20 protein-coding genes are annotated in these 18,059 nt (G+C 62.3%); 11 read left to right on the forward strand and 9 right to left on the reverse strand.

From position 1 onward, the window contains the following. Positions 1–80: 80 nt before the first annotated feature. A complete protein-coding gene (gene groL / locus NKH52_RS19365) occupies positions 81–1,709 on the reverse strand; it encodes a chaperonin GroEL (protein WP_128305588.1) in 1,629 nt (542 codons plus the stop codon). Positions 1,710–1,742: 33 nt separating this feature from the next. Then, positions 1,743–2,099, reverse strand: coding sequence for a co-chaperone GroES (locus NKH52_RS19370; RefSeq protein WP_352551448.1), 357 nt, complete (start codon positions 2,097–2,099; stop codon positions 1,743–1,745). Positions 2,100–2,349: 250 nt separating this feature from the next. Between NKH52_RS19370 and NKH52_RS19375 the strand changes: the two genes are divergently transcribed. Further along, positions 2,350–2,598 carry a hypothetical protein gene (locus NKH52_RS19375; RefSeq protein WP_023760015.1) on the forward strand — a complete coding sequence of 83 codons (249 nt, stop codon included), beginning with the start codon at positions 2,350–2,352 and terminating at the stop codon, positions 2,596–2,598. Further along, positions 2,595–2,861, forward strand: coding sequence for a DUF1488 family protein (locus NKH52_RS19380; RefSeq protein ID WP_352732681.1), 267 nt, complete (start codon positions 2,595–2,597; stop codon positions 2,859–2,861). Before NKH52_RS19375 ends, NKH52_RS19380 begins: the two co-directional genes overlap by 4 nt. Positions 2,862–2,889: 28 nt before the next feature. Here NKH52_RS19380 and NKH52_RS19385 read toward each other — a convergent pair whose 3' ends face one another. Then, entirely contained in the window at positions 2,890–3,081 is a 192-nt protein-coding gene (locus NKH52_RS19385) for a hypothetical protein (RefSeq protein ID WP_024503908.1), read from the reverse strand. 5 nt (positions 3,082–3,086) lie between these two features. Continuing rightward, positions 3,087–3,290, reverse strand: a complete 204-nt coding sequence (locus NKH52_RS19390; RefSeq protein ID WP_023809343.1) for a hypothetical protein — start codon at positions 3,288–3,290, stop codon at positions 3,087–3,089. Between the two features lie 586 nt (positions 3,291–3,876). Between NKH52_RS19390 and NKH52_RS19395 the strand changes: the two genes are divergently transcribed. The 5 genes from NKH52_RS19395 (at position 3,877) to NKH52_RS19415 (ending at position 10,217) form a co-directional block, all read left to right on the forward strand. After that, positions 3,877–4,920 carry a LacI family DNA-binding transcriptional regulator gene (locus NKH52_RS19395; RefSeq protein ID WP_352732684.1) on the forward strand — a complete coding sequence of 348 codons (1,044 nt, stop codon included), beginning with the start codon at positions 3,877–3,879 and terminating at the stop codon, positions 4,918–4,920. 63 nt (positions 4,921–4,983) lie between these two features. Next, a complete protein-coding gene (locus tag NKH52_RS19400; protein ID WP_128305584.1) occupies positions 4,984–6,231 on the forward strand; it encodes an ABC transporter substrate-binding protein in 1,248 nt (415 codons plus the stop codon). 199 nt (positions 6,232–6,430) lie between these two features. Continuing rightward, the gene (locus NKH52_RS19405; protein ID WP_352732687.1) at positions 6,431–7,357 is read left to right on the forward strand and encodes a carbohydrate ABC transporter permease; all 927 of its coding nucleotides are present in this window, start codon (positions 6,431–6,433) and stop codon (positions 7,355–7,357) included. After that, positions 7,357–8,214 carry a carbohydrate ABC transporter permease gene (locus tag NKH52_RS19410; RefSeq protein ID WP_127326524.1) on the forward strand — a complete coding sequence of 286 codons (858 nt, stop codon included), beginning with the start codon at positions 7,357–7,359 and terminating at the stop codon, positions 8,212–8,214. Before NKH52_RS19405 ends, NKH52_RS19410 begins: the two co-directional genes overlap by 1 nt. A 23-nt stretch (positions 8,215–8,237) precedes the next feature. Further along, the gene (locus tag NKH52_RS19415; RefSeq protein WP_352732690.1) at positions 8,238–10,217 is read left to right on the forward strand and encodes a glycoside hydrolase family 127 protein; all 1,980 of its coding nucleotides are present in this window, start codon (positions 8,238–8,240) and stop codon (positions 10,215–10,217) included. Here NKH52_RS19415 and NKH52_RS19420 read toward each other — a convergent pair. Both NKH52_RS19420 and NKH52_RS19425 read right to left on the reverse strand, forming a co-directional pair. Then, positions 10,204–11,355: an acyltransferase family protein gene (locus tag NKH52_RS19420; RefSeq protein ID WP_352732693.1), complete on the reverse strand. Its 1,152-nt coding sequence runs from the start codon at positions 11,353–11,355 to the stop codon at positions 10,204–10,206. The two genes, NKH52_RS19415 and NKH52_RS19420, sit on opposite strands and share 14 nt — an antisense overlap. Positions 11,356–11,551: 196 nt before the next feature. Then, positions 11,552–12,280, reverse strand: a complete 729-nt coding sequence (locus tag NKH52_RS19425) for a gamma-glutamylcyclotransferase (protein WP_352732696.1) — start codon at positions 12,278–12,280, stop codon at positions 11,552–11,554. 158 nt (positions 12,281–12,438) lie between these two features. Between NKH52_RS19425 and NKH52_RS19430 the strand changes: the two genes are divergently transcribed. After that, positions 12,439–13,131 carry a DUF2270 domain-containing protein gene (locus NKH52_RS19430; protein ID WP_352732699.1) on the forward strand — a complete coding sequence of 231 codons (693 nt, stop codon included), beginning with the start codon at positions 12,439–12,441 and terminating at the stop codon, positions 13,129–13,131. Positions 13,132–13,230: 99 nt separating this feature from the next. Here the strand turns inward: NKH52_RS19430 and NKH52_RS19435 are convergent, their stop codons facing one another. After that, positions 13,231–13,374 carry a hypothetical protein gene (locus NKH52_RS19435; RefSeq protein WP_023809352.1) on the reverse strand — a complete coding sequence of 48 codons (144 nt, stop codon included), beginning with the start codon at positions 13,372–13,374 and terminating at the stop codon, positions 13,231–13,233. 438 nt (positions 13,375–13,812) lie between these two features. Here NKH52_RS19435 and NKH52_RS19440 point away from each other — a divergent pair, with 438 nt between their 5' ends. The 3 genes from NKH52_RS19440 to NKH52_RS19450 all read left to right on the forward strand — a co-directional run bounded on the left by NKH52_RS19440 (position 13,813) and on the right by NKH52_RS19450 (position 16,085). Continuing rightward, positions 13,813–14,256: an SRPBCC family protein gene (locus tag NKH52_RS19440; RefSeq protein WP_352732702.1), complete on the forward strand. Its 444-nt coding sequence runs from the start codon at positions 13,813–13,815 to the stop codon at positions 14,254–14,256. Positions 14,257–14,419: 163 nt separating this feature from the next. Next, positions 14,420–15,568 carry an amidohydrolase gene (locus NKH52_RS19445; protein WP_352732705.1) on the forward strand — a complete coding sequence of 383 codons (1,149 nt, stop codon included), beginning with the start codon at positions 14,420–14,422 and terminating at the stop codon, positions 15,566–15,568. Between the two features lie 43 nt (positions 15,569–15,611). After that, positions 15,612–16,085 (forward strand): VOC family protein, encoded by a 474-nt coding sequence (locus tag NKH52_RS19450; RefSeq protein WP_127294945.1) that lies wholly within the window; start codon positions 15,612–15,614, stop codon positions 16,083–16,085. A 20-nt stretch (positions 16,086–16,105) separates the two neighbouring features. On the opposite strand, the gene NKH52_RS19455 is transcribed toward NKH52_RS19450, so the two are convergent. Both NKH52_RS19455 and NKH52_RS19460 read right to left on the reverse strand, forming a co-directional pair. Next, complete coding sequence (locus tag NKH52_RS19455) at positions 16,106–17,107, reverse strand: NADP-dependent oxidoreductase (RefSeq protein WP_127294854.1); 1,002 nt, start codon at positions 17,105–17,107, stop codon at positions 16,106–16,108. A 66-nt stretch (positions 17,108–17,173) separates the two neighbouring features. Next, on the reverse strand, positions 17,174–17,989 hold the full coding sequence (locus NKH52_RS19460) for an oxidoreductase (RefSeq protein ID WP_127294852.1): 816 nt from the start codon (positions 17,987–17,989) through the stop codon (positions 17,174–17,176). Between the last annotated feature and the right edge of the window lie 70 nt (positions 17,990–18,059).

An 18,059-nucleotide genomic window follows, 5' to 3' on the forward strand; every position in this document is an offset into this window, starting at 1 on the left:
TCCTTGCCCAGCATGAAGGTTGAATCAGATTTGCACGCCTAAGGGAATCCCAAGCCGATTCAGTCTCATTTCATCCCGCTCTAGTAGCCGCCCATACCGCCACCGCCGCCCGCCGGGGCAGCGTCTTTCGGCGGAACGTCGGTGATCATCGCTTCGGCGGTGATCAGAAGGGCCGCGATCGAGCCGGCATCCTGCAGTGCGGTGCGCACCACTTTCGCCGGATCGACGATGCCTGCCTTGATCATGTCGACATAGACCTCGTTCTGGGCGTCAAAACCCTGATTGTGGTCCTTGCTGTCGGTGAGCTTGCCGACGACGATCGAGCCTTCGACGCCGGAATTCTCGGCGATCTGGCGGATCGGCGCTTCGAGCGCCCGCAGCACGATCGTGATGCCGGCCGTGACATCGGCATTGGCGCCGGTCAGGCCGCCAAGCACCGAGCGGGCACGCAGCAGAGCCACGCCGCCGCCGGGCACGATGCCTTCCTCGACCGCCGCGCGGGTGGCGTTCAGCGCATCGTCGATGCGGTCCTTCTTTTCCTTGACTTCCGACTCGGTGACGCCGCCGACGCGGATGACGGCAACGCCACCGGCGAGCTTGGCCAGCCGCTCCTGCAGCTTTTCCTTGTCGTAGTCGGAGGTCGTCTCCTCGATCTGGCCCTTGATCTGGGCGACGCGCGCCTGGATCGTCGCCTTGGTGCCGGCACCGTCGATGATCGTGGTGGTGTCTTTCTCGATCAGCACACGCTTGGCGCGGCCGAGCATCTCGATGGTGACGTTTTCAAGCTTGATGCCGAGGTCCTCGGAGATCATCTGGCCTGATGTCAGCACGGCGATGTCTTCCAGCATCGCCTTGCGGCGATCGCCGAAGCCCGGCGCCTTGACGGCCGCGACCTTGAGGCCGCCGCGCAGCTTGTTGACGACCAGCGTCGCCAGAGCCTCGCCCTCGACGTCCTCGGAGATGATCAGCAGCGGCCTGCCGCTCTGCACCACCGCTTCGAGGATCGGCAGCATCGCCTGCAGATTGCCGAGCTTCTTCTCGTGGATGAGGATGTAGGGCTCTTCCAGCTCGACGCGCATCTTGTCGGCATTGGTGACGAAATAGGGCGAGAGATAGCCGCGGTCGAACTGCATGCCTTCGACGACGTCGAGTTCGGTCTCGGCGGTCTTGGCTTCCTCGACGGTGATGACGCCGTCATTGCCGACCTTGTCCATCGCCTTGGCGATCATCTCGCCGACGCTGGCATCGCCATTGGCGGCGATGGTGCCGACCTGTGCGATCTCGGCCGACGACTTGACTTTCTTGGCGCGCGCCTGGATTTCCTTGACCACGGCGGAAACCGCCTGGTCGATGCCGCGCTTCAAATCCATGGGGTTCATGCCGGCGGCGACCAGCTTGGCGCCTTCACGCAGGATCGAGGCGGCCAGCACCGTGGCGGTGGTGGTGCCGTCACCGGCGAGGTCGTTGGTCTTCGAGGCCACTTCGCGCACCATCTGGGCGCCCATGTTCTCGAACTTGTCGGCAAGCTCGATTTCCTTGGCGACGGTGACGCCGTCCTTGGTGATGCGCGGCGCGCCATAGGCCTTGTCGATGATGACGTTGCGGCCCTTAGGGCCGAGCGTGACCTTCACCGCATTGGTGAGGATCTCGACGCCGCGCAGCATGCGGTCGCGCGCGTCGGTGGAGAATTTTATTTCCTTGGCAGACATGATTTTTATCCAGTTCGTTCGGAGAAAATGAGGTCAGGCAGCTTTCTTGGCGGCCACGGTCTTGTCGGTTGCAGCGCCCTTGTCGATGATGCCAGTCTCGCTCTTGTCGATGACGCCCATGATGTCGGCTTCCTTCATGATCAGAAGGTCCTCGCCGTCGATCTTGACCTCGGTGCCCGACCATTTGCCGAACAGGATAAAGTCGCCGGCCTTGACGTCGAGCGGAACAAGTGCGCCGTTTTCGTCGCGTGCGCCAGGGCCGACAGCGATGACTTCGCCCTCCTGCGGCTTTTCCTTGGCAGTGTCGGGGATGATGATCCCGCCCTTGGATTTGATATCGCCTTCGGCGCGACGAATGACGACACGGTCGTGGAGTGGCCGAAATTTCATGGGAACTTTCTTTCTGGGGCCGGCACAGGCGGCCACGCCCCTCCTCTATAGACGCGTTGGCACTCGATAGATAGGAGTGCCAAAAATTATTCGCGGACCGCATTAAATATTCAAAAGTATTATTTCGGCTGGCCGTTTCGTGATATCCGCAGAATGTCAAATAATTCAAAAGATTGAATTTTGCCGATCGAGCGCCTATTTATCGGACAAGTTCACTTTCACGATTTCAGGCACAAGGGAGATTTCTTCGATGGCCGAAGGCAATCAGACGATCATGGAAAAAGCTGAAGCCCGCTTTGTCGACAAGCAGAAGAAGACAGCGGAGAAAAACAAGGCGACCGCCGAATATATGTCCGAGGCAAGAGCCAGGGAGATCAAGACGGCAAGGCTGAGGGAGCTTCGGCTGGCCAAGGAAGAGGCCGATCGTGTCGCCGAGGCCCTCAATCCGACGCCGAAGAAGAAGCGGGTGACCAAGAAAGCCACGGAGGCCAAGACATGAGCCTCACCTTCCCCAACCGCAGCCGCAGCTATGACGAAGCGGGCCAGCGCATTCGTTTCGTTGGCCATGACGGCATGTTTCAGATCTCGTTTTCCGTCGCTGCCGACGCCATGGCCAAGATGCGGCCGGGCACAGCTGCCGATGAAGCCGGTTATCTCCAGACATTCGACACCGAGAGCAGCGCCATCCGCGAGGTGGCGTCGAGGGCCTATGACCGCACCCGCAAGAGCATGTATGTGCTGACGGCGGCCGATTTCGGCTGAAATGGCGGCGAGTTGGCGCTGACCGCGATCAGGTCTTGCGCTCGGCCCTTTCGCGGCGTTTGACGTCGCGGACATTCATCTGCACGACCATGTCCTCGGCCTCGCGCGGCCCCATCCCGACCATCACCTTTTGCCGGACAACCGCAGGCTGGCCGGTGAAGACATCGATGATGCTCCAGCTCTGGGGAAGCTCCATGCGCAGCGTGTAGCGGTTGGCCATGGCGGTCAGCCTTGCATCGTGAAAAACACGGCGCCCAGGATCAGTACCGTCCAGGCGACGACCGACAGTTTCAGCACCATGCCGCCATGCACGGCCAGAAGCTTCCGCAGGTGCGGCACACCTGCCGACGAGACCGGTGCCGCCGCCAAGGCGACAGGGGCCTTGAGGCCAAGTTTTCCAAAGACGGGCAGCAGCGACGGTTCACGCACGAAAGGCCTCGAATGTCAGGGAAAAGCGAAGCAACTACGCTCGCACCCCTTCCATAGCACTCTTTTCGCGAGCCCCTGCATGCCAAATTCAAGACAGGACTGCTTTGACGGCCAGTCCGTACTGCCTTCGCAACACACAATCTATTCGTGGGAACTGACTGCACCCGGGGCAGATTGGGACACCAAATTTTGGAGGCCTCGCCTCGGGATCGAACCGAGGCTTCAGAGATTTGCCGTCTCCAGCGTAGCCGCTCCGCCACGAGGCCATGGCTGTCGAAGTAGCGGCCAAATATTTACGGAAAGGTTAATCTCGAGGGATTGTTCAGAATTTTCGGCACGATTTTCAGAGCGTCCGCCAGCACATCTGGCGGCCAGGTTTGCCGCCCGGCCGCGCCAACCCTTTGCCGGACCTCGCTTCCCGAGGAGCCGAGGCCCAACCAACTTTTCCCTTGAACGGCGATCCGATCTGGCCTAGCTTCAAATGAGAAAAGGTTTTCCCAATAATTTCAATCGGGCTCGGCCGCCTGCCGGGCCCCATTCAGGTCGGTAAGAGAAAACCTTTTCCCAACTAAGGATTCTCGACGCGATGCCATCGGACGATCTGCCTGTTCCGGCCTTTTCCAAGCCAGTCACCTTGCGTGACGTGGCCGCGCAGGCCGGAGTCAGCGTCGCCACCGCATCCAAGGCGCTCAACAGCCAGGGCCGGATGACAGCCGAGACGCGCGAACGCATTCGCGAGACCGCCCGGCGGCTTGGCTTCCGGCCCAACAGCCTGGCGCAAAGCCTGCTCCGGCGCCGCAGCTTCACCGTCGGCCTGCTCACCAACGATACCTATGGCCGCTTCTCGCTGCCGCTGATGTCGGGCATTTCGGACGCGCTGGTCGACAATGGCGTCTCGGTGTTCCTGTGCAATGTCGAGGAGGATCCGCGGCTGGGCCAGATGCATGTCGACGCCATGCTCGACAAGCGCGTGGACGGCATCATCGCCACCGGCAAGCGCATCGATCGCCATCTCCCCGTCGACCTCTCCGATCTGCGCGTCCCGGTGATCTATGCTTTCACGCAGCCAGATCCCGACGCCGTCGCTTTCGTCTCGGACGATGTTGGCGGCGCCCGGCTGGCCGTCGAGCATTTCTGCCGGCTGGGCCGCAAGCGCATCGCCCACGTCACCGGGCCGGCGAGCTTTGCCGTGGTGCACGCGCGCGTCCAGGCTTACCGCGACGTGCTCGTCGAAAACGGCCTGACGGTCAGCGAGCCGCTGCTCGGCTCCTGGTCGGAAGCCTGGGGTCACCAGGCGGTTGCGCAACTGTTCGACGGCAAAAGCGAAAGGCCGGACGCGGTCTTCTGCGGCAACGACCAGATCGCGCGCGGCGTCATCGATGCTCTGCGCGAACGCGGGCTCGACGTCCCCAGTGATGTCGGCGTCATCGGTTTCGACAATTGGGAGATCGTGGCCGAGGCGACGCGCCCGCCGCTGACCTCTGTCGACATGAACCTGGTCGCGCTCGGGCGCGAGGCCGGGTTGACCCTGCTTTCGCTGGTCGGCGGCAAGCCCGCCGCGCCAGGCATTCGAAAACTGCCGTGCCGGCTGGTGGTGCGGCAGTCATGCGGCCATCCGCCGGGTGGCTGAAAACGAAGCGCCGCGCAATCGGCGCCAAGCCGCGGACCGCGGCCAACCTTGGAGGAGGAGAACATGAGGAACCTGATTGCCAAACTGACTCTGGCCGCTGCCGTTTTGGGTGGCGGTCTCGGCACTGCCGCCGCCGAGACGGCCAACATTTGGGTGCGCGCCGACGGCTCGAATTTCATGCCGAGGATCGTCGATGCCTACAACAAGGCGCACACCAACCAGGTCAAGCTCGACATCATTCCCAATGCCGAGATCATCCCGAAATACGGTGCCGCGGCCGCCGGCGGCACGGCGCCCGACGCGCTGTCGCTCGACCTGATCTACACGCCGTCCTTCGCCGCAGCCGGCCAATTGGAGGACATCACCGACTGGGCAAAGTCCCTGCCCTATTTTGCCAGCCTGTCGCCGGCGCATGTGAAGACCGGCACCTACAAGGATCACATCTATGGCCTGCCCTTCTCCGCCGACGCCTCGGTGCTGATCTGGAACAAGAAGCTGTTCAAGCAGGCCGGCCTCGACCCCGAAAAAGGTCCGGCCAACTGGGCCGAGATCGCGGCCGATGCCGAGAAGGTCAACGCGCTCGGCGGCAACATCAAGGGCTTCTACTTCTCCGGCAATTGCGGCGGCTGCAACATCTTCACTTTCACACCCCTGATCTGGGCATCGGGCGGCGACATCCTGAGCGAAGACGGCTCGAAGGCGACGCTGGACAGCCCGCAGCTGCGCGGCGCCATCGATCTCTACCGCTCGATGGTCAAGAAGGATCTGGTGCCGGCGGGCGCGCAGACCGATACCGGCGCCAACTTCTTTGCGGCATTTGCCGCCGGCAATATCGGCATCTCGCCGTCCGGCGCCTTCGCCATCGGCGCGCTCAACACCCAGTATCCCGATATCGACTACGGCGTCACCTTCCTGCCGGGCAAGGACAGCGGCTGGTCGTCCTTTGCCGGCGGCGACAATTTCGTCGTCACCAAGGGCACCACGAAACTGCCGGTGGTGAAGGAGTTCCTCGACTTCGCCTATTCGCTCGAAGGCCAGACAATCCTTGCCAAATACGGCAGCCTGCCGGTGCGCGGCGACATCGCCAAGGAAGCGCTGAAGGATCTCGATCCGCGCTACCAGATCGCCGCCGAGGCCATGGCCAAGGGCAAGACACCCTATTCGGTGGTGTTCAACGACCTGATCAACTCCGCCAACGGGCCGTGGACGCAGATGATCAACGAGGTCTTCTTCGGCGACGATGTCGATGGCGCCATAGCCAACGCACAAGAGACGATGCAGTCGATCATCGACCAGGCGCCGCAAAAATAAGCGGCCGCCTTCCGGCCCCCCCCCCGTCTCCCGGGGGGGGGGGCCGGCGCGTTGTTTACCCTCCCCCTTGTGGGGAGGGTTGCTGCAAAGCAGCGGGGTGGGGGTCAGCGCCAGTACCCCCACCCGGACCTTCGGTCCGACCTCCCCACAAGGGGGAGGTGGGGCGGCCAACTGTATCCGACGGAAGAACAGGCACGGCATGAGCTCTATCACAACCGCAGCAACCCCTGCCCCGCCCCGCGCCCGCAGGGTCGCCAGCCGCCAACAATGGATCGGCCTGCTCTATGTCGCGCCGGCTGTCGCGCTGGTCGTCGTCTTTTTCCTGATCCCGCTCGGCATGACGGCGTGGATGTCGCTACACAATTGGCCGCTGATGGGCGAGCACAGCTATATCGGCCTCGGCAATTACGTCGCCATCCTGCGCGACATCAGGTTCTGGAACGCGCTGCGCTTTACCGCCTTCTACACGGTGATCGTCACCATCGCGATCTTCGTGGTGGCCTTTCCGCTGGCGCTGTTCGTCGAACGGCCGCGGCCGCTGACCAATCTCTACCGCACCATGTTCTTCATGCCGGCGGTTGTCGGTTTCGCCTCGGCCAGCCTGCTCTGGTCGTGGTTGCTGAATGTCGATTCCGGCCTGTTCAGCCCGGCCGCTTACGACCTCGGACTGATCGACAGAAAGTTCAACCTTCTGGCCACCTTCCAGCCGGCCTTCTGGTCGATCATCGCCATGGTTGTCTGGAAGGTCGCCGGCTTCACCATGATTATCCTGATGGCCGGCCTGCAATCGATCCCGCAGGACCTGCAGGAGGCGGCCGTCATCGACGGTGCCGGTCCGTTCGCCAGGTTCAGGGCAATCACCCTGCCGCTGATGCGCCGTACGCTCGCATTGGCGCTGATCCTGTCGGTCGCCGGCTCGATCCTCGCCTTCGACCAGTTCTACATCATCCTGCGCGGCGGCCCGCGCAACCAGACGCTGACCGCGGTCTACTGGATCTTCAACCAGTCCTTCGTGTCGTTCAAGCTCGGCTATGGCGCGGCGCTCTCCATGGTGCTGCTGGTGATCCTGGTGGCGCTCAGCCTCGTCCAGCTGTGGCTGCTGCGCAAGCCGGAGGGTCTCGACTGATGGCGCAGGCCGCCTCCCGTAGCCGCCGGCTCCTGAGCCGCGTCGCAGAGCATTCGACCGGCATCGTCGCCTCGGTGCTGTTTGCCGCGCCGATCGTGTGGGCGGTGCTGTCGGCGTTCAAGCCGGCGGCCGAAGCACGCCTGCCGCCGCTGCCCCCCTGGCCGACGTCGGGGTTCTCGCTGGAGAACTATGCCACGCTTAACAGCTTCGGCGACGGGCTGTGGGCTTCGGCGCAAAACAGCATCTATGTCTCGGTGATGACCGTCGTGCTCTCGGTCGCCGTCAGCGTGCTGGCCGGCTACGGCTTTTCGCGGTTTCGGTTTCCGTTCAAGGACCTGTTCTTTATCCTCATCCTGTCGACGATCATGATCCCGTTCCAGTCGATCCTGACGCCGATCTTCCTGGTGCTGACCAAGCTTGGCCTGCACAACACCCTGACCGGCCTGGTCGGCGTCTATGTGACGCTGCAACTGCCGTTCTCGATCTTCATGATGCGCAACGCCTTCGACGCCGTGCCGCGCGAAATCGAGGAGGCCGCCCGCATGGACGGTGCCAGCAATCTCACAATGCTTTTGAAGGTGATGCTGCCGCTGGTCTGGCCGGGCGTCGTCACCATCGCCCTGTTTGCCTTCCTCGGCGCCTGGAACGAATTCCTCGCCGCCCTCGTGCTGATGACCGACCAATCCAAGTTCACGCTGCCGGTGATGATGACCGCACTGCAGTCGGGCCGCTTCGGCGCCATCGACTGGGGCGCGGTGCAGGCTGGCGTCACCGTGATGATGGTGCCGTGCCTGATCCTGTTCCTGGCGCTGCAGCGCTTCTACATCCGCGGCCTGATGGCCGGGGCCGTCAAATAGACAGACCGAATGGAGTAAGTTTCATGACCGCATCGCCATCCGCAAAAACCGGAAAACCGAAGCTCGCCTTCCGCCCGCTGCCGGTGCCGCAGGTCGACGTGCACGGCTTCTGGGGCGATCGCGCCGACGCGGTCGCGACGCGCACTGCCGACATCCTGTATGAGCGCTGCGTCGAGGCCCGCATGCTGGAGCAGATCGATCCGGACCGCCCCTCGCCCGGCATAGTCATCCCCTTCCATTCGCCCTCTCCCGACGAAGCCGACCGCCAGGGCGCGGAATTCACCGGATCGACGGTGACCACGCAGATGTTCTGGGATTCCGATCTCGGCAAGACGATCGAGACCGCAGCCTATTCGCTCTACCGGCGCAAGAATCCCGAACTGGAGAAGAAGATCGATGCCGTCATCGACATGTATGGCAAGCTGCAGCAGGAGGACGGCTATCTCTCGAGCTGGTATCAGCGCATCCAGCCCGGCAAGCGCTGGACCAATCTGCGCGACTGCCACGAACTCTATTGCGCCGGCCATCTGATCGAGGGCGCGGTCGCCTACTACCAGGCGACGGGAAAACGCAAGCTGCTCGATATCATGTGCCGCTATGCAGATCATATCGCGTCCGTGCTCGGCCCCGAGCCCGGCAAGAAGAAGGGCTATTGCGGTCATGAGGAGATCGAGCTGGCACTGGTCAAGCTGGCGCGGGTGACCGGCGAGCGGAAATACATGGAGCTGGCCAAATACTTCATCGACCAGCGCGGGCAGCAGCCACATTATTTCGACGAGGAGGCCCGCGCCCGCGGCGCCGACCCGAAGGCCTATCATTTCAAGACCTATGAATACAGCCAGTCGCACATCCCGGTGCGCGAACAGCACAAGGTCGTCGGCCATGCTGTCAGGGCGATGTACCTCTATTCGGGCATGGCCGACATCGCCACCGAATATGGCGACGACACGCTGCGGTCCGCACTCGACCTTCTGTGGGACGATCTCACCACCAAGAGCCTCTATGTCACCGGCGGACTGGGACCATCGGCGCACAATGAGGGGTTCACCAGCGACTACGACCTGCCCAACGAGAGCGCCTATGCCGAGACCTGTGCAGCGGTGGGCCTGGTGTTCTGGGCCAGCCGCATGCTCGGCATGGGGCCGAACGCGCGCTACGCCGACATGATGGAACGCGCCCTCTACAACGGTTCGATCTCGGGCCTGTCGCTCGACGGCTCGCTGTTTTTCTACGAGAACCCATTGGAAAGCCGGGGCAAGCACAACAGGTGGAAGTGGCACCGCTGCCCGTGCTGCCCGCCCAATATCGGACGCATGGTCGCTTCGATCGGCAGCTATTTCTACAGCCTGGCCGACGATGCGTTGGCCATCCACCTCTATGGCGACTCGACCGCCCGTTTCGACATATCGGGCGTCCCGGTCAGCCTGACGCAGACGAGCAGGTATCCCTGGGACGGCGCCGTCGAGATCGCGCTCGAACCGCAGGCGCCGGTCGAATTTACCTTGCACCTGCGCATTCCCGCCTGGAGCGCCAGTGCCCAGTTGAAGGTGAACGGCGAGGCCATCAAGCCGGCTGAGATCACCAGCGACGGCTACGCCGCGATCAAGCGAACATGGACGAAGGGCGATGATGTCCGGCTCGATCTCGAAATGCCGATCGAGCGGCTCTATGCCAACCCGCAGGTGCGCCAGGATGCCGGCCGCGTCGCGCTGTCACGCGGCCCGCTGATCTATTGCGTCGAGGCATCAGACAATGACAGCCAGCCGCATCGCCTGACGCTGCCGCGGACGGCCACCATCGAAGCGCAGCAGCGGCCGGAACTTCTCGGCGGCGTGGTGACGCTGTCGACCGCGGCACTTGCCGATGTCCCCGACGGCTGGCAGGACGGGCTCTACAGGCCCGAGCCGCCGACCACCGCGCAGACGCGCCTGACCGCCATTCCCTATTTCGCCTGGGACAACCGCGAGCCCGGCGAGATGCTGGTGTGGCTCAGGGACGGCTAAGCGAGGTCGGTGTATCGGCGATGACCGATCCAATCTCGGCCGCGACCGATGCCGCGGTTCCGGGCTTTTGGTCCACATAGCGCATTCGCAGGCGCAGGAATGGCGCCTCGACGCACGTGTAGCTGAGATAGCCGATCGGGATCGTCGCCACGAAGCACAATGCGGACCAGAGGCATGCGACGTAGAAATTGCTGATGCTCATGACATTCGTGTCTATGAACGCCGCCAATTGCATGACGAAGAACAGGTGCAGAAGATAGATCGAATAGCTGTAGACCCCCGCCTTCTCCAGTATCCTGAACGGCGGGCTTGTTCGCTTTTTCGAAAAGCTCGTGTCGTAGTAGGCGATGCCGAATGAATAGGCTGCCGCCTCCAGGGTCGGCAGGATGATCCATATCCAATGAGGCGACGGATAGCGGCCCAGCTGGTAAAATCCGCCGGCTGCATCGAACCACCAGAAGAACCCCGAAAAAGCCATGAGAACGGCCAGCGCCAGCCAGTGTTGGTTCTTCGCGTGGGCACGCAGGTGGAAGGCAAGAATGCCGGCCAGGAACTGATCCGCATGGCCTATGATGGTTACGGACGCCGCTGACTGCACTTCGCCGATCTGCACATACAGCACGGACCTCAGCACAATGGCTGCCGCGATGAACAGCAAGGGCGCGAACACAAACCGCCTGGATGCCATCAGCAAGAACGGCAGCAACAGGTAGAAGTGCGCTTCGATCGTTACCGACCAGCCGCCATTCGAAAGGGTGGGAAGAAGAACCCCCAAGCCGACGCCCATGAAATACCCGTCGAGGGACTGGCCGGCCAGGTACCTGCGGCAAGCCTCGATACATATCATCACCAGCAGAAGCGGAAGCAGCCTGAGGGCCCTGTTGGCAAAGAAGGGCAGATAGTTGATCTGCTTTCCATCGAGCAGCTTGGCGAACAGGTACCCGGAAAGCGCCATGAACAGGGAAACGCCAGTATGCCCTTCATCCAGAACGCTGAAGAGGGGAAGAGCCGGCATGAAGTCATAAGGCACCGGGCCTTCAGGAGACGCATGAAGGAAATGCCAGGAAAAGACAAGAAAGGCCGCCAGGCCACGAACATGATCCAGCGCTGGGTAATGCTCTCCGGTCGAGGATTTCATGATTGGCCCACGCGCACCGTGTCCTGCGCCGGTGTTCAGGTCATCGTTGGGCCAGAACTGTTTTCAATTCATTAAATCCTCACTGCGGAGACTTCCGAAATCAGAGATTTGCTTCGCAAAGTGCTGTGGCCTGCAAACATCCGGGGCCAAACACGACTGAAGCGTGCCGCGTCTGAACGGATCACTTCTGGGCGGATCACTTCTGGGCGATGGTCAGCCCGATCTCCACGGCCACCAATTCCTGCAACCGCCACAGATTGCGGTCGCGGATGCCGCAGGCTTCGAGGTGGCGGATCGTCTCGAAAAGATATTGCGCGCCCGAGCCCCAATGACCGGCGGCTGTCACCAGCGTCGCCGCGATCGCCTGCTTGTCGAGCTTGCCGGCATAACGCGGATTGGCGGGATCGACGACGAAGCCAAGCGCGCGACATGGGCCGCCTTCGGTCCTGACCTGCAGCCAGCGCGGCACGTTGACGGCGGGCAGGATGGTCATTTCGCGGCGCAGCAGCGCTTCGAGGTTAGCCGCCACCGGCTCCGCGATCTCGAACACCATGCCCTGGCACTGGCCGCCGCGATCGAGCGCCATCATCAGGCCGGGCTGCTCGACCGTGCCGCGAAAACGCTGCACCGTGAAGCAGAACGAACGATGCCAGCCGCTGGCCACCGCGCGTTCTCCGCCCCTCACCTCGCCGGCGGGCTTCCACAACAGCGAGCCATAGGCAAATAGTTTCAGCGGCCCGGCCGGAGCGCCGGCCAGCACCTCGTCGCGGATGCGCGCATAGTCGGCATCGGTCATGTGAACCATGCCCGGCGTCGGCCCGGCATCCTCGACAGCACGCATGGTGCGCGCGATGAGATCCTCGGTCAGAGCCATCGGCGCCTTGCGCGGGACCCTCGATGATGCGGTGGAAATAGCCTTGCTCATCTTCGCGCTCCCAGCCCCACCGCCATGTTGCCGAAGGCTGAAGGATTCTCAAGGGCCGTGCAGCCGAGATAGATCACGAGTGGCCGATGCCGCTCTTGCGTGACGCGTCTTGGAACGATGTTGCCGGCAAACTGTTCTGTTCCTTGCCGGAGGATGCCATGAACGACGCGTCGGCAAAGCCCGCTGGCCCCGTCCTTTCATCGGCGGAGCGCGTCAACACGCTGTCCCATTTCCACCGCGCCGAGATCGCTCGCATGGCGGGATGGCGCGACCGACTGGACAGGACGACCAACTGGGCGATCACCGTGGTGGCGGCGCTGCTTTCTGTGTCGCTGTCGACAGCCAGTGCGCATCACGGCGTTCTGCTGTTCGCCATGCTGCTGATCCTGCTCCTGCTGTGGATCGAGGCGCGCCGCTATCGGTTCTTCGATTTCTATCGGGCTCGCGTGCGCCAGTTCGAGCGCCACTATTTCGCGCAGATCTTCCCTCCGCAACCCGACTTCGCCTCGGATTGGCTGCTCATCGTCGGCGAAGGCCTGCGCGCGCCGAAATTCCTGCTGTCGCAACGTGTCGCGCTGGCGCGCCGCCTGCGGCGAAATTACCTCTATCTCTTCCTGATCCTGCTGCTGGCCTGGGTGCTGAAGATATCGACCCCCAGCCTTCAGTCCGCAGGTGTCAGGACCGGCTTTGTCGGCTCGCTTCGCGAGGCCGTAGACAGCGCCGCCCTTGGCCCGATTCCCGGTGTGGCGATCGTGGTCTTTGTCGCGGCTTTCTATGTCGGGCTGCTCGCCTTCGCCTTCTTTGCGGCCGGCGACGACGGCGAACTTTCCTTCGGCGACGTCCATGTTTGACGTCGATGTCTGGCGACACGCCGCTGCAATGTCAACGGCGCGGCGTTGACATGGTTGGTCCGCCGGGACGTTGGGGAACGGAAGACCCTGTCTTCGCGGCTAGATGCCGAAGAACTGCTTGCCAATCATGTAGCCCAGTGCCGCCACGACCAGCGGAAAAAGTGCCGGCGCGGCTTTGCCTAGAAGGGAGACCTGCTGGTCCTTCGCTGGCGTATGACGTGCATTGCCGAGATTCTTGGTCATTACTTCCTCGGGTTCGAAAGACTCATTAGCAAGCGCTGATTAACAGCATGGCCGCATTAACGGCCAGATAGGAAATCAACTCTGATCAGATGCAAATTCTAATGATCGGCACATGGACGGCAAAGACGCGCTGCCCTATTTAGCGCGTCGAAGCATTGGCCGGGACGCGCGGCCGTTCGCGCCAATCGGGAAAACCGCGCCTGAACAACAAGATGGCTCAGGAACCCGATTTAGCAGGTGAACGCCAGCTCCAGAGCCGGTGCAGTTCGTCCACCACCTCGCCCGACAGGCGCGGGGTCGAACGGTATGACTGTGGGTACGCAGGCCGTGCGCCCTCAAAAAATTTGCAAACCCAAAAAATTCGCAAACCAATGTCGGACTGGCTAGCCTTCGTCCGTCCTTGGGGTATCGAACAGGCATTCATGAAAGGATCCAGCAATGCCCGGCACCGTACGTTTGCACCGCGTTCTGACGACCAGCCCGGAAAAGGTCTATCGCGCCTTCGTTGAAGCGGACGCGCTGGCCAAGTGGCTTCCGCCAAACGGCTTCACCTGCACGGTCCATAGTTTCGAGGCAAAGGTCGGCGGCACGTTCAAGATGTCGTTCCGCAATTTCACCACCGGCGACAGCCACTCCTTCGGCGGCGAGTATCTCGAACTCGTTCCGGGCGAGCGCCTGCTTTACACCGACAGGTTCGACGATCCCAACCTGCCCGGCGAGATACGAGTGACCGTGGTCTTGAAAAAAGTGTCGGTCGGCACTGAAATCGACATCGCCCAGGCGGGCATTCCGGACGTCATTCCGGTCGAGGCCTGCTATCTCGGCTGGCAGGAGTCGCTCAGAAATCTGGCAAAGCTCGTCGAGCCCGAGATCAATCAATAGGCTGAGAATGGCTGGGAGAACGGTCGTTTCTGGCCTGCCGAAGCCCGAAACTTGGACTGTGGCGGGAACTGCCCTTTATCGCTAGCAATTCATCATTGCGTTTGACACCCCCTGTGACTGGACGTGTCAATGAAATGAAGAGTGCAGCGGAGGCTGAAAAAGCATGACTTTGACCAATCGAGACATTGTCGAACTAACCGAATGGCGGCGCAAGCTGCATCAGCAACCGGAAATCTCGAATGAAGAGGAGAAGACCGCAAAGGAGGTCGTCGCCTTCCTCGCCGATACGGGGCCGGACAAGGTGCTGACACAGCTCGGCGGGCACGGCGTCGCGGCCATATATGACAGCGGCAAAGCGGGGCCTACGGTGCTGTTCCGTTCGGAACTCGATGCTTTGCCTATCGAAGAACTTTCAGGCGTGCCGCATTCGTCGTGCGTGCCGGGCAAGTCACATATGTGCGGCCATGACGGACACACCGCGATCCTGGCATCCCTCGGCCGTCAGTTGGGGCGCGAGAGGCCTGCAAGCGGCCGCGTCGTGCTGATGTTCCAGCCGGCGGAGGAAACCGGCAACGGCGCGGCTGGCGTCGTTGCCGATCCGCGCTTCGGCGAGATCGCACCGGATTTCGCTTTCTCGCTGCACAACCTGCCTGGCGTGCCGTTCGGCGAGGTGCGGCTCAAGCCCGGCGTGGTCAACTGTGCGTCACGCGGCATGCGCATCATACTGGAGGGCAAGACCGCCCATTCGTCCATGCCGGAGACCGGCATCTCGCCGATGCTGGCGATCAGTGAGCTGATGCCGGCGCTGCCGGCGCTCGGGCGCGGAACCTTCGCCGACGACGACTTCTCCATGCTGACCGTCACCCATGCCGCGATGGGCGAGGCCGTGTTCGGCATCGCCCCGGCTCATGCGCAGGTGTGGGCAACGCTGCGCACCCGGCGTGACGAGCGCATGGCAAACCTGTGCGCTGCCGCCGAAGCGCTCGTCGCCAGGGTCGCGGGCGAGCATCGCCTTTCCGCCCGCTGGGACTATCATGAGATCTTCGTCGCCAGCGTCAACGCGCCGGACGCGGTGGAGCATCTGAGGCGCGCGCTCGATGAAGAGGGCGTCGCGCACGGCGAAGAAGCCCTGCCGATGCGCGCCTCTGAAGATTTCGGCCTGTTCGGCCATAGTGCCAAGTCGGCGATGTTCTTCCTCGGTGCAGGCGAGCGGCACCCTGCCTTGCACAATCCCGACTATGACTTTCCCGACGACCTGATCCCGATCGGGTCAAGGATCTTCATGCGCACGGCACGTAATTTGCTGGGCTGACCTCCGCCAACTCTAACACCGAAAGGAACACGCAATGCCAACGATGCCAAAGAACACGATTTGCCTCTGGTTCGACAAGGACGCCGAGGCTGCGGCTCGCTTCTACGCGGAGACCTTTCCCGACACCAGGGTGGGCGCCGTTCACCCTGCGCCGAGCGACTTTCCGTCCGGCAAGAAAGGCGACGTGTTGACGGTCGAATTTACCGTTGCCGGGATTCCCTGCATCGGATTGAACGGCGGCTCCACATTCAAGCAGAGCGAGGCCTTCTCGTTCCAGATCGCCACCGACGATCAGCAGGAAACCGACCGCTACTGGAATGCCATCGTCGGCAATGGCGGCCAGGAGAGCGCGTGCGGCTGGTGCAAGGACAAATGGGGCGTGTCCTGGCAAATCACGCCGCGCACGTTGACCGAGGCCATGGCGGCCGGCGGCGAGGAAGCCAAACGCGCCTTTGATGCGATGATGGAGATGACGAAGATCGACGTCGCGGCGATCGATGCAGCCCGGCGCGGCTGACCTCGATCGCAGCTGAGTTGCTATCTGACCTTGATGACGACCTTGCCCTTGGCGCGTCCTGTTTCGACATAGGCCAGCGCCTCGTTGGTCGCCTCGAAGGGAAAGACCCGGTCAACAACCGGGCGGATCGAACCGGCTTCGATGAGCGATGCGATCTTGCTCAACTGCTCGCCCTGCGCCCACATGAAGAGAAACGAGAACGTCACGCCACGGCGCTTGGCTCTCGCTCGAATACCGCGGCTCAGCAGGCGAAGCACCAGCTTCAGCACCATGTTCAATCCCTTTTCCCTGGCGAAGTCGGGATCCGGTGGGCCGGAGATGGAGATGAGCTTGCCTCCCGGTTTCAGCACATTCAGTGACTTTTCAAGTGTCTTTGTGTCCTGGCTGTTCAAGACGACGTCGTAGCCCGACAGCACTTTTTCGAAATCGTCTTTCCTGTAATCGACGACGACATCGGCGCCGAGCCCCTTGACCAGACCGGCACTCGCCGCGCTGGCGGTGGTCGCAACGGTCGCGCCGAGATGCTTTGCCAGTTGGATGGCGAATGTCCCCACGCCGCCGGATCCGGCTTGAATGAAGACCTTCTGTCCCCTCTTCAGGTTGGCCCTTTCGATGAGCGCCTGCCAGGCGGTCAGGCCGACCAGCGGGATCGAGGCCGCCTCTTCCATGCTGAGGTTCCCGGGCTTCAGCGCCACGTCCGCCTCGTCCATGGCTATGAACTCGGCGAATGTCCCGATCCGGCCATCGCGCGGCCGCGCATAGACGTCGTCGCCGAGTTTGAACTTGCGGACTTTCGATCCCACGCGGACAACCCTCCCGGCCACGTCGTGACCCAGGATGAATGGTCGGCGATAGGGCAGGATCAGCTTGAACTCTCCGGTTTTGATCTTGGAATCCAGCAGGTTCACCGCCGCGGCGTGGACCTCGACCAGGACATCGCTGTCCCCGAGTTTCGGCTCCGGCATTTCGGCCAGCCGCAGCGTGCCGTTCTTGCTATATTTGTCGACGACGAATGCTTTCATGGCAGTGACTTTCTGAGAGTATTTTTGGCTAGTCGCATGTGCGTGAAATCCTCTGCTCGCTGTCGTTCAGACCGGCAGGCGGAACTGTTTGCGCAGGCTCTTGTCGAATATCCCCGCAGGGGCAAAGCGGCGCAGCAGGCTGACTTGGCGCGCTGCCTTGCCGGCGGTGTAGCGCCGTTGCGGACGGGCATCGGTCGCTGCTTTGACGACCACCTGCGCCACCACTTCGGGCCGATCGGCGACAGGCATCACATCGCGAAGCAGCGCTTCCAGCGTAGCTCGAGCCTGATCGTATTCCTGCAAAGGCGAATCCGGCTGGATCCCGTTCTGGTCGAAGACAGTACGAACGAATGCCGGCTCGATGACCGAGACGCGGATATTGAAGGCACGAACCTCATGGTCGAGCGATTCCGAATAGCCCTCGAGCGCGTGCTTGACTGCCGAATAATGCGCTGAATACGGCGCCGGCACCAGTCCCAGCACAGAGCCGATATTGACAATGCGCCCTTCGCCACGCCGCCGCATCGACGGCAGCACCGCATTGGTCACGCGGATGACGCCGAACAGATTCACGTCAAACAAGGCCTGCACCTGTGCAATCGAGAATTCCTCGGCGCCTCCAAGCTGGCCGACGCCGGCATTGTTGACCAAGAGGTCGATCCGGCCGGTCTGCGACAGCACCGTCGAAACGAGTGCGGCAACGGCTTCACCGTCGGTCACGTCGCAAACCAGCATGGTCACCCCGTCCGGGCCGTCGTCGGCCTTGCGCCGGCTGGTTCCGAAGACCGTGAACCCCGCCCTTGCCAGAGCCTCGGCACTGGCGCGGCCAATGCCCGAAGAGGCTCCCGTTACAACAGCGGTTTTTCCGGAATTCGCATTCATTTCGTGCTCCAAAATCATGAGGGCTAGCTTTTTTGCGCCCGTTGAATTACAGTCGTAATATCAGATTACG

Origin of the sequence: Mesorhizobium sp. M1066 (genome assembly GCF_040318635.1) — a bacterium.
GTDB lineage: Bacteria > Pseudomonadota > Alphaproteobacteria > Rhizobiales > Rhizobiaceae > Mesorhizobium.